The organism is Variovorax sp. UMC13, from assembly GCF_014170375.1.
In the GTDB taxonomy this organism is placed as follows: Bacteria; Pseudomonadota; Gammaproteobacteria; order Burkholderiales; family Burkholderiaceae_C; genus Variovorax.
Map to the genome: position 1 here is coordinate 299023 of NZ_LZZW01000030.1, position 8719 is coordinate 307741.

Annotated in this window: 8 protein-coding genes; 4 read left to right on the plus strand and 4 right to left on the minus strand. The window is 66.5% G+C overall.

Annotated features, from left to right (window positions below):
- Nucleotides 1–56 precede the first annotated feature (56 nt).
- Both A9977_RS24915 and A9977_RS24920 read left to right on the plus strand, forming a co-directional pair.
- A complete protein-coding gene (locus A9977_RS24915; RefSeq protein WP_183027522.1) occupies nt 57–1883 on the plus strand; it encodes an NAD(P)-binding domain-containing protein in 1827 nt (608 codons plus the stop codon).
- 14 nt (nt 1884–1897) lie between these two features.
- Complete coding sequence (locus A9977_RS24920; RefSeq protein ID WP_183027523.1) at nt 1898–2545, plus strand: LysE family translocator; 648 nt, start codon at nt 1898–1900, stop codon at nt 2543–2545.
- A 39-nt stretch (nt 2546–2584) separates the two neighbouring features.
- Here the strand turns inward: A9977_RS24920 and A9977_RS24925 are convergent, their stop codons facing one another.
- From A9977_RS24925 to A9977_RS24940, 4 genes are all read right to left on the minus strand, one after another.
- The gene (locus A9977_RS24925) at nt 2585–3592 is read right to left on the minus strand and encodes a nitronate monooxygenase family protein (protein ID WP_183027524.1); all 1008 of its coding nucleotides are present in this window, start codon (nt 3590–3592) and stop codon (nt 2585–2587) included.
- A gap of 44 nt (nt 3593–3636) precedes the next feature.
- Nucleotides 3637–4821, minus strand: coding sequence for an acetyl-CoA C-acyltransferase (locus tag A9977_RS24930; RefSeq protein ID WP_183027525.1), 1185 nt, complete (start codon nt 4819–4821; stop codon nt 3637–3639).
- A 25-nt stretch (nt 4822–4846) separates the two neighbouring features.
- Nucleotides 4847–5584 carry an SDR family oxidoreductase gene (locus A9977_RS24935; protein ID WP_183027526.1) on the minus strand — a complete coding sequence of 246 codons (738 nt, stop codon included), beginning with the start codon at nt 5582–5584 and terminating at the stop codon, nt 4847–4849.
- A gap of 118 nt (nt 5585–5702) precedes the next feature.
- On the minus strand, nt 5703–6320 hold the full coding sequence (locus tag A9977_RS24940; RefSeq protein WP_183027527.1) for a TetR/AcrR family transcriptional regulator: 618 nt from the start codon (nt 6318–6320) through the stop codon (nt 5703–5705).
- A gap of 90 nt (nt 6321–6410) precedes the next feature.
- Here A9977_RS24940 and A9977_RS24945 point away from each other — a divergent pair, with 90 nt between their 5' ends.
- Nucleotides 6411–7001: a 2-hydroxychromene-2-carboxylate isomerase gene (locus tag A9977_RS24945; RefSeq protein ID WP_183027528.1), complete on the plus strand. Its 591-nt coding sequence runs from the start codon at nt 6411–6413 to the stop codon at nt 6999–7001.
- A gap of 44 nt (nt 7002–7045) precedes the next feature.
- Nucleotides 7046–8698 carry an AMP-binding protein gene (locus tag A9977_RS24950; protein WP_183027529.1) on the plus strand — a complete coding sequence of 551 codons (1653 nt, stop codon included), beginning with the start codon at nt 7046–7048 and terminating at the stop codon, nt 8696–8698.
- Nucleotides 8699–8719: the final 21 nt, after the last annotated feature.

Sequence of the window (8719 nt, forward strand, 5' to 3'; positions counted from 1 at the left end):
GGCTTCTCAACCTCATTTCTTTCACGTGTGCGTCGTTTTCTAAGGGAGTAACAGACATGAAGAACCACTACCCGAACCTGATTGTCGGAGGTGGCCCGGCCGGGCTGAATCTGGCGCTGGAGTTCAGCAAATCAGGCATCGACTATCTTCTGCTCGAAGGCAGCGAAGCAGTGGGCGGTCAATGGGATCGCGTGCCGGTATGTGGGCAGCTGATTTCCCTCAACAAAAAGTACGTCCCTGGCGAGAGCCACACGTACCGCATGCGCTATGACTGGCACACGCTGAGTTCAATCAGCGAAGAAGACGCTCGCAAAGATCCCAAGCTACGTTTCACGGAATGGAGTTCAGAGCACTGGCCATGCGCAAAGACGTATAAGAAGTACCTTCAGTATCTGGCAAAGAACATGGGACTGGCCTCTTCCATCCGCACCCATTCCCGCGTCACGGCGATCTCACGTCCCCACGATCTTTTCGTCATTGAGGTCAACGGTGAGTCGAGCTTGACGGCCGATCGGATCTTCTGCGGAACCGGCAAGAGCGAGGCCCTCCTGCCCGACGTGAAGGGGCTGAATTCGGATACCTGCACGATGTACGAAGACTTCGACCCGGTGCTGGCCGTCGAGCGCTACAGGAACAAGATCGTCGCGGTCATCGGCCGGGGAAACTCGGCTTTCGAAATCGCTCATTTTCTTGTCGGCATCACGGCCGAGACCCGCATTCTCACCAAGTCTCTGCCAAAGTTCGCACGCCAGAGCCACAACGTTCACGACATCCGTGCGCAGGTGGCCGATGTGTTCGATCTGATGCAACTCAAATCGAACAACAACATCGTCAGCGACAGAATCGTGGAAGTGACAAGGATTCCGAGCGGCAAGGATGCCGGCCGGCTGCTGCTCCGATATGACACGGCCTGCCCGCACTGGACACCGCCGCGGTGGCTGCGACGAACCGGGATGGTCGATGAGATCATCGTTTGCAGCGGATTCAACTACACGATGGCCGACATCTTCGACATGGACACCGTGCGGCCGCTGCGTGACGAGAAGGGCAAGTACTGCTTGCTCAATTCGACATGGGAGTCCGTCAATGTTCCAGGTCTTTACTTCATCGGAGCACCGACACGGACCAATGATCCCGATGCGGCCTCGGGCTTTGTCCATGGATTCCGCTGCAACATCCTAGCGCTTGGCCAGATTGTTGCGGAGAAGTACCACGCACAGCCGCTCCGCCCTGTGCTCGAAAGACAGTTCTCGCGCCTGAGCCCTTCGCATGCCCTTGAGGAGTTGTCGGCGTTCCTGGTGAAACTGGTGAGCACCACCATGCCCTTGTTCGAACTGTTCGGATATTTCGCAAGCATGGTCACTTTCGAGATGGAGGGTGACCATGAAGTGCTGGCGCGCGTTTGGCCACCATTCCCGCGACAGTACAACAAGGAACGCTGGGGCAGCGTGCCGAATCAGCTCGAAGTGGTGTTCGAATATGGATTCCATCGCTATGGCGATGGCGCCCTCCCCACACACTACTTCACGCTGCCAGCGGATCACTTCGACACATCCAAGAGCGCCTACATTCACCCTGTGTTCCACGTTGTCCGCGACGGCATCGAAACGCATCAGTTCCACATGCAAGAGAGTCTCATCGGACGCTGGGATATGGACGACTATGTGGATCCCGAAACCAATGTCGACCAGTACAGGAACACGGCGTTCAATGCATGCGCCGCCGCACTGGGGTGGCCGGAGCGACGCAGCATGCTGCCTGTGCTCGACGAACATCTGGACAAGTGCTACCCGCTCATGACGCCGGACGAAGTCGTCGAAGCTCTAAGAGTTCAGCCGACACTTGGACTTCTCAAAGCCGGACCCGAAAAAGACATGATTTAGATCGAGGGGGAACCATGCACCAGAGCGTCGCATCGCTGCAAGGCCTGTGGGGCCTGCTCATCACCAGCACCATCCTGATTGCCATCCCGGGCCCGACGATCATGTTCCTGATCGGGCAGACGCTGAGCGCGGGCCGCCGGCGGGCCGTGCACGGTGTGGTGGGCAACGCCCTCGGGATGTACAGCGTGGCCATCGTCTGTTCGCTGGGCCTGGGGGCGCTGGTCCTGCGCTCGCCGAACCTGCTCACGGTCATGCGGCTCCTCGGTGCCGCGGCCTTGCTCCTGATCGGCCTGCAGTACATCTTTTCCAGGCCTTCGGCCGCCCCGCCAGGCCGCGACCCGTCCGCCGGGAAAGGCGCCAAATCACTCACCGCGGGAATGATCGTGGGACTCACCAATCCCAAGGCCTTCATCATGTTCGGCACCATCGTGCCGGGCTACCTGGGCCAGGACGCCACGCTCTCCACGCCGACCTTGCTGGGCTATTCCCTGGTGCCGATCGCCCTGGGCATCCTGATCGATGTCGCTTGGGTGATGGCGGCCCATTCGGTCAGCACGCGCGCGGTGTTCGATGCGGCGCGCTTGCGCCGCATCAACCTGCTCGGTGGCCTGCTGATCGTCGCGATGGCCTTGCTGCTGGCCTGGTCGGCGCGCCCGGCCTGACGCAGGCCAGGCAAGCACCGCGGCGTCTTTCCCATCGCTTCAGGCCATCTCGGCCGTGCGCTGCGCCAGGCTCAGCGTCAGCATGCGCTGCAGCCGCTGGCGGATCAGCACTTCGGCATCCGCCATGATGCGGTCGATCAGTTCCTTCACGGTCGGGATGTCGTGGATCAGGCCCACCACCATGCCGCAGCTCCAGGCGCCGGCGTCCATCTCGCCGTCGACCATCACCCGCGGATAGACGCCCGCGACCTGCTCGTAGACGTCCTCGATCCTGATCGCGTCGCCCTTCTCGCGCTCGATCTCCATCAGGCGGTCGACGCCGGCGTTCTTCAGCACGCGTTCGGTGTTGCGCAGCGAGCGCATGACCAGACGGGTGTCGAGTTCGGACGCCGCCACGATCGCGTCCTTGACGTTCTGGTGCACCGGCGCCTCCTGGGTCGCGACGAAGCGCGTGCCCATGTTGATGCCTTCGGCGCCCATCGCGAGCGCGGCCACCAGACTGCGCGCATCGGCCATGCCGCCCGAGGCCACGAAGGGGATCTTGAGCTCGTCGGCCGCGCGCGGCAGCAGGATCATGTTGGGCATGTCGTCCTCGCCCGGATGGCCGCCGCATTCGAAGCCGTCGACGCTGACCGCGTCGCAGCCGATCTGCTCGGCCTTGAGCGAATGGCGCACCGAGGTGCACTTGTGGATCACCTTGATGCCCGCGGCCTTGAGCGCGGGCATGTAGGCCTCGGGACTGCGCCCGGCCGTCTCGACGATGCGCACGCCGCCTTCGGCGATCGCGGCGATGTACTCGGCATAGGGCGGCGCCGAGAAGGTCGGCAGGAAGGTCAGGTTCACGCCGAAGGGCTTGTCGGTCATCTCGCGGCAGCGCGCGATCTCCTTGGCCAGCAGCTCGGGCGTGCGCTGCGTGAGGCCGGTGATCAGCCCGAGCCCGCCGGCGTTCGACACCGCGGCCGCCAGCTCGGCGAAGCCGACGTAGTGCATGCCGCCCTGGATGATGGGGTGCTGGATGCCGAAGAGTTCGGTGATGCGTGTCTTCATGAAAGGTCCTCGTTGTCGGGTGTTGTGGAAAAGCGGGTGCCGCCTCAGGCGACTTCGAACAGTGCCGCGGCGCCCATGCCGCCGCCGATGCACATGGTGACGACGACGTAGCGCACGCCGCGCCGGCGGCCCTCGATCAGCGCATGGCCGACCAGCCGCGCACCCGTCATGCCGTAGGGATGGCCGATGGAGATGCCGCCGCCGTTCACGTTGAGCCGCTCGGGGTCGATGTCGAGCTGCCGCTGGCAGTAGAGGGCCTGGCTGGCGAAGGCCTCGTTGAGTTCCCACAGGCCGATGTCCTCGACCTTGAGGCCGTGCTGCTTCAGCAGCTTGGGCACGGCCAGCACCGGGCCGATGCCCATCTCCTCGGGTGCGCAGCCGGCCACCGACATGCCGCGGTAGAAGCCCAGCGGCGCGAGGCCGCGGCGCTCGGCGAGCTTCGCATCCATCAGCACGCTGGCCGAGGCGCCATCGGACAGCTGGCTCGCGTTGCCGGCCGTCACCACGCCGTCGGGCAGCACGGCCTTGAGGCCCGCCAGGCTGGCTTCGGTGGTCTCGGGCCGGTTGCCCTCGTCCTTCGCCAGCGTCACCTCGACATGGCTGACGGCGCCGCTCTGCTTGTCGGTCACGGCCATGCGCGTGGTGATCGGCACGATCTCGGCATCGAAGCGGCCCTCACGCTGCGCCTGCGCGGTGCGGCGCTGCGACCGGGCCGCGAACGCGTCCTGGTCCTCGCGCGAGATGCCGTAGCGGCTGGCCACGAGTTCCGCGGTCTGCAGCATCGGCATGTAGGCATGCGGCACGCGTGCGATCAGCGCCGGGTCGGTGGTCTCCGCCACCCAGCGCGTGTAGTCGTTCTGCACCGCGGAGATGTTCTCCTGGCCGCCGGCCACCACGATGTCCATGCCGTCGCCGGTGATCTGCTTGGCCGCGGTGGCGATGGCCATCAGGCCCGAGGCGCACTGGCGGTCGATGGTCTGGCCGGCCACCGAGACCGGCAGGCCGCCGGCGAGCGCGGCCAGGCGCGCGAGGTTCATGCCGGCGGTGCCGCCGGTCAGCACGGCGCCGATCACGACGTCGTCGACCTGGTCGCCGGCGATGCCCGCGCGCTCCACGGCATGCGCGATCACATGGCCGGTGAGCGTGGGGGACTTGATCTGGTTGAGTGCGCCCTTGAACGCGCGGCCGATGCCGGTGCGCGCGGTGGAGACGATGACGGCTTCTCTCATGGGTGGGTCTTTCGTGGGGCGGGACTTACCAGCGTTCCATGTAGGGGCGCAGGTCGAGCTCGAAGGTCCAGGCGTCGCGCGGCTGGGTGTGCAGGTACCAGTAGTTCTCGGCGATGTGCTTGGGGTTCAGGATGCCGTCCTGTTCCTTCAGCGCATAGCGCTCGGGGAAGGAGGTGCGGATGAACTCGGTGTCGATCGCGCCGTCGACCACGACATGCGCGACGTGGATGTTCATCGGGCCCAGTTCGCGCGCCATGCTCTGCGCCAGCGCGCGCAGCGCATGCTTGGCGCCGGCGAAGGCCGCGAAGTTCGCGGAGCCGCGCAGGCCGGCGGTGGCGCCGGTGAACAGGATCGTGCCACGGCCGCGCTTGACCATGCGCTTGGCCACCTCGCGCGCATTGAGGAAGCCGCTCAGGCAGGCCATCTCCCAGATCTTGAAGTACTTGCGCGCGGTCTCCTCGAGGATGCTGCAGGGCACGTTGGCGCCGATGTTGAACACCAGCACCTCGATCGGTCCGTGCTCGGCCTCGACCTGCTCGATCAGCGCGATGACCTCTTCCTCCTTGCGCGCATCGCTGCCGTAGCCGAAGGCCTGGCCGCCCTGGGCCCGGATGCCCCCCAGCAGCGGCTCGAGCTTGTCGGCCGAGCGTCGCGTGAGGCAGGCGATATAGCCCTCCTGCGCGAAGCGTTCGGCGATCGCGCCGCCTGTTGAATCACCTGCACCGATGACCAGTGCCACCTTCTTCTCTTCGCTCGACTGCATACGCATCCTTTTAAAAAACGACCGTTTGGCAATAGGACGTTAAACAAAAGGCGGCGCCGCGTCAATGGCGGTTTCGCGGATCGAAGGAAGAGGGCGCGCGCGGCGCGCCGGGCAGAAGCTAGTCCCGCGTGCGCTTGGCAGCCGGCTTGGCGGCAGCCTTGGGCGCCGGCATCGGGCCGTCCAGCGCATGGGTCTTGTCGAGGAAGCGCCGGCTCGAGGCCAGGATCTCCTTGCGCGTGGCGTCGCTCTCCACCGCGCGGGCCAGCACCAGCGCGCCCACGCACTGCGCGATCAACGCCCAGGCCGCGTCGGGGTCGCCAATGCGCGCGCTCCAGCTCTTCTGCGTCTGCTTGAGGCCGCGCTCGACCGCTTCGCGCACTTCGGGTGCGGCACGCGCGATCTCGGGGCCCAGCGTCGGCAGCACGCAACCCTCTTCGGGGTTGAGCGCGTGGTAGGTGCTGAGGTAGCTGCGGATGCGCTTGGCGACGTGGTCGCTGGGCGACTCCTCGTCGCCCGCGAGCATCTCGGTGCTGTTCTTGACCTCTTCGTCGATCACCGCGGTGAACAGCGCGCGCTTGGACGGGAAGTGCGCATAGAAGGCGCCGCCGGTGAGGCCGATCGCGCCCATCAGTGCATCGACGCCGGTCGAGTCGAAGCCACCGCGTTTGGCGATGGCCCGGCTGCTGTTGACCAGCTTCTCGCGGACTTCTTCCTTGTGGGTAGAGGGGTAACGCATGCGTCGACTCCGGTGTTTCCCTTGTTGACAAGGAAAAAACAATAACATAACTTGCGTTTGACAAACGATCGTTCAATTAAGGAGTGTTCCGTGACAAAGAAAGCCGAGTTCTTCTTCGACGTGGGCAGCCCCGCGTCCTACCTGGCCTGGACGCAGTTGCCCCGGCTGTGCGCCGAGGCCGGCGCCGAGCTGGTCTACCGGCCGATGCTGCTGGGCGGCGTCTACCAGGCCACCGGCAACGCCTCGCCGGCCACCATCCCGGCCAAGGGCCGCTACACCAGCATCGACTACGCACGCTTCGCACGGCGCTACGGCGTGCCGATCGAGACCAACCCCCACTTCCCCATCATCACGCTCTACCTGATGCGCCTGGTCACGGGCACGCAGCTGCGGCGGCCGGAGCGCTTCCAGCCGCTGCTGCAGTCGGTCTTCAAGGCGCTCTGGATCGACGCGCTCAACCTCAACGAGCCCGCGCTCACGGCCCAGGCCGTCGCCGAGGCCGGCTTCACGGCCGAGGAGGCGACCGCGCTGGCCAACGACCCGGAGGTCAAGGCGCTGCTGCGCGCCACCACCGAGGAGGCCGTGGCGCGCGGCGTGTTCGGCGCGCCGACCACCTTCGTCGGCAGCGAGATGTTCTTCGGCCAGGACCGGCTGGACTTCATCCGCGAGGCCCTGGCCTAGCCGGCAAGCCACCCGATCGATCAGAAAGACAAGGAGACAAGACCATGGAACACCGCCTCTGGCATGCCTCGTACCCGCCCGGCATGGCCACCGACATCGCGCTGCCCGCCGACGAAACCCTGCTCACGCTGCTGGCGCGCGCGGTGCGCACGCACGGCGACGCGACCGCCGCCACCTGCCTCGGCGAATCGCTGAGCTTCACGCAGCTCGGCACGCTGTCGGACGGCCTGGCCGGCCACCTGCAGAGCCTGGACCTGGCCCCCGGCGACCGGGTCGCGCTGATGATGCCCAACAGCCTGGCCTACCTGGTGGCGCTGGCCGGCGTGCTCAAGGCCGGCCTGGTGGCGGTCACGGTCAATCCGCAATACACGGCGCGGGAAGTCGAGCACCAGTTGCGCGACGCCGGCGCGCGCTGCGTGGTGGTGTCGGAGAACCTGGCCGATGCGCTGCAGGCCGGCATGGGCGACTGCGACGTGCAGCACATCCTGCTCGCGCCGCTGGCCGGCCTGCGGGCGTCGACCGATGCCACCGGCGTCGTGGCCGGCAACGAGGCGCTGTCCACCGGCCCCTTCGGTGTGAGCCGGCTGAGCCTGGCGCACGCCATCGCCTGGGGCGCGAAGGCCGGCCTGGCGCCGGTCACGGTGCGGCCGGCCGACCCCGCCTTCCTGCAGTACACCGGCGGCACCACCGGCGTCTCGAAGGGCGCGGTGCTCACCCATGCGAGCTTCGGCGCCAGCCTGGCCCAGATCCGGCTGTGGATCGAGCAGGCCGGCCCGATGCAGGGCAAGTCGATGGTGACGCCGCTGCCGCTCTACCACGTCTATCCATTGGCCATGGCCTTCTTCGCGCTCGACGCGGGGGCCGAGAACCGGCTGGTGCAGAACCCGCGCGACGTGCCGAAGTTCATCGAGGAGCTGCAGCGCGCGCCCTTCGAGATCCTGATCGGCGTCAACACCTTGTTCAACGCGCTGGTCGCGAGCCCCGAGCTGTCGGCCGTGGACTTCTCGCGCACGCGGCTGGTGGCGGGCGCGGGGGCCTCGATCCAGAGTGCGGTCGCGCAGCGCTGGGTCGCCGCGGGCGCGCCGGCGATCACCGAGGCCTACGGCCTGACCGAGACTTCGCCCAGCGTGACCTTCAACCCGCCGGGCCGCAACGGCACCATCGGCCGCGCCGTGCCCTCGACCGACGTGCTGATCGTCGACGACAGCGACCGGCCGGTGGCCATCGGCGAGCGCGGAGAGCTGCTGATCAAGGGCCCGCAGGTGTTCGCGGGCTACTGGAACCGCCCCGACGAGACCCGGCGCGCCTTCACCGCCGACGGCTGGTTCCGCACCGGCGACGTCGTGACCATGGACGCCGAAGGCTACATGTACGTGGTCGACCGCAAGAAGGACATGATCCTGGTCTCGGGCTTCAACGTCTATCCCAACGAGATCGAGGGCGTGGTGGCGATGATGGCCGAGGTGGTCGAATGCGCCTGCATCGGCGTGCCCGACGAGCGCTCGGGCGAGGTGCCGCACCTGTTCGTGGTGAGCCGGCAGCCCGAGCTCAGCGCCGACGCCATCCGCGCCCACTGTCGCGGCAACCTGGCCGCCTACAAGGTGCCCAAGCACGTGAGCTTCGTGCCCGCGCTGCCCAAGTCCACGGTCGGCAAGATCCTGCGCAAGGAACTGCGCCAGCCCGCCGCCACGGCCTGAATCCGCACACCCCACCGAGAC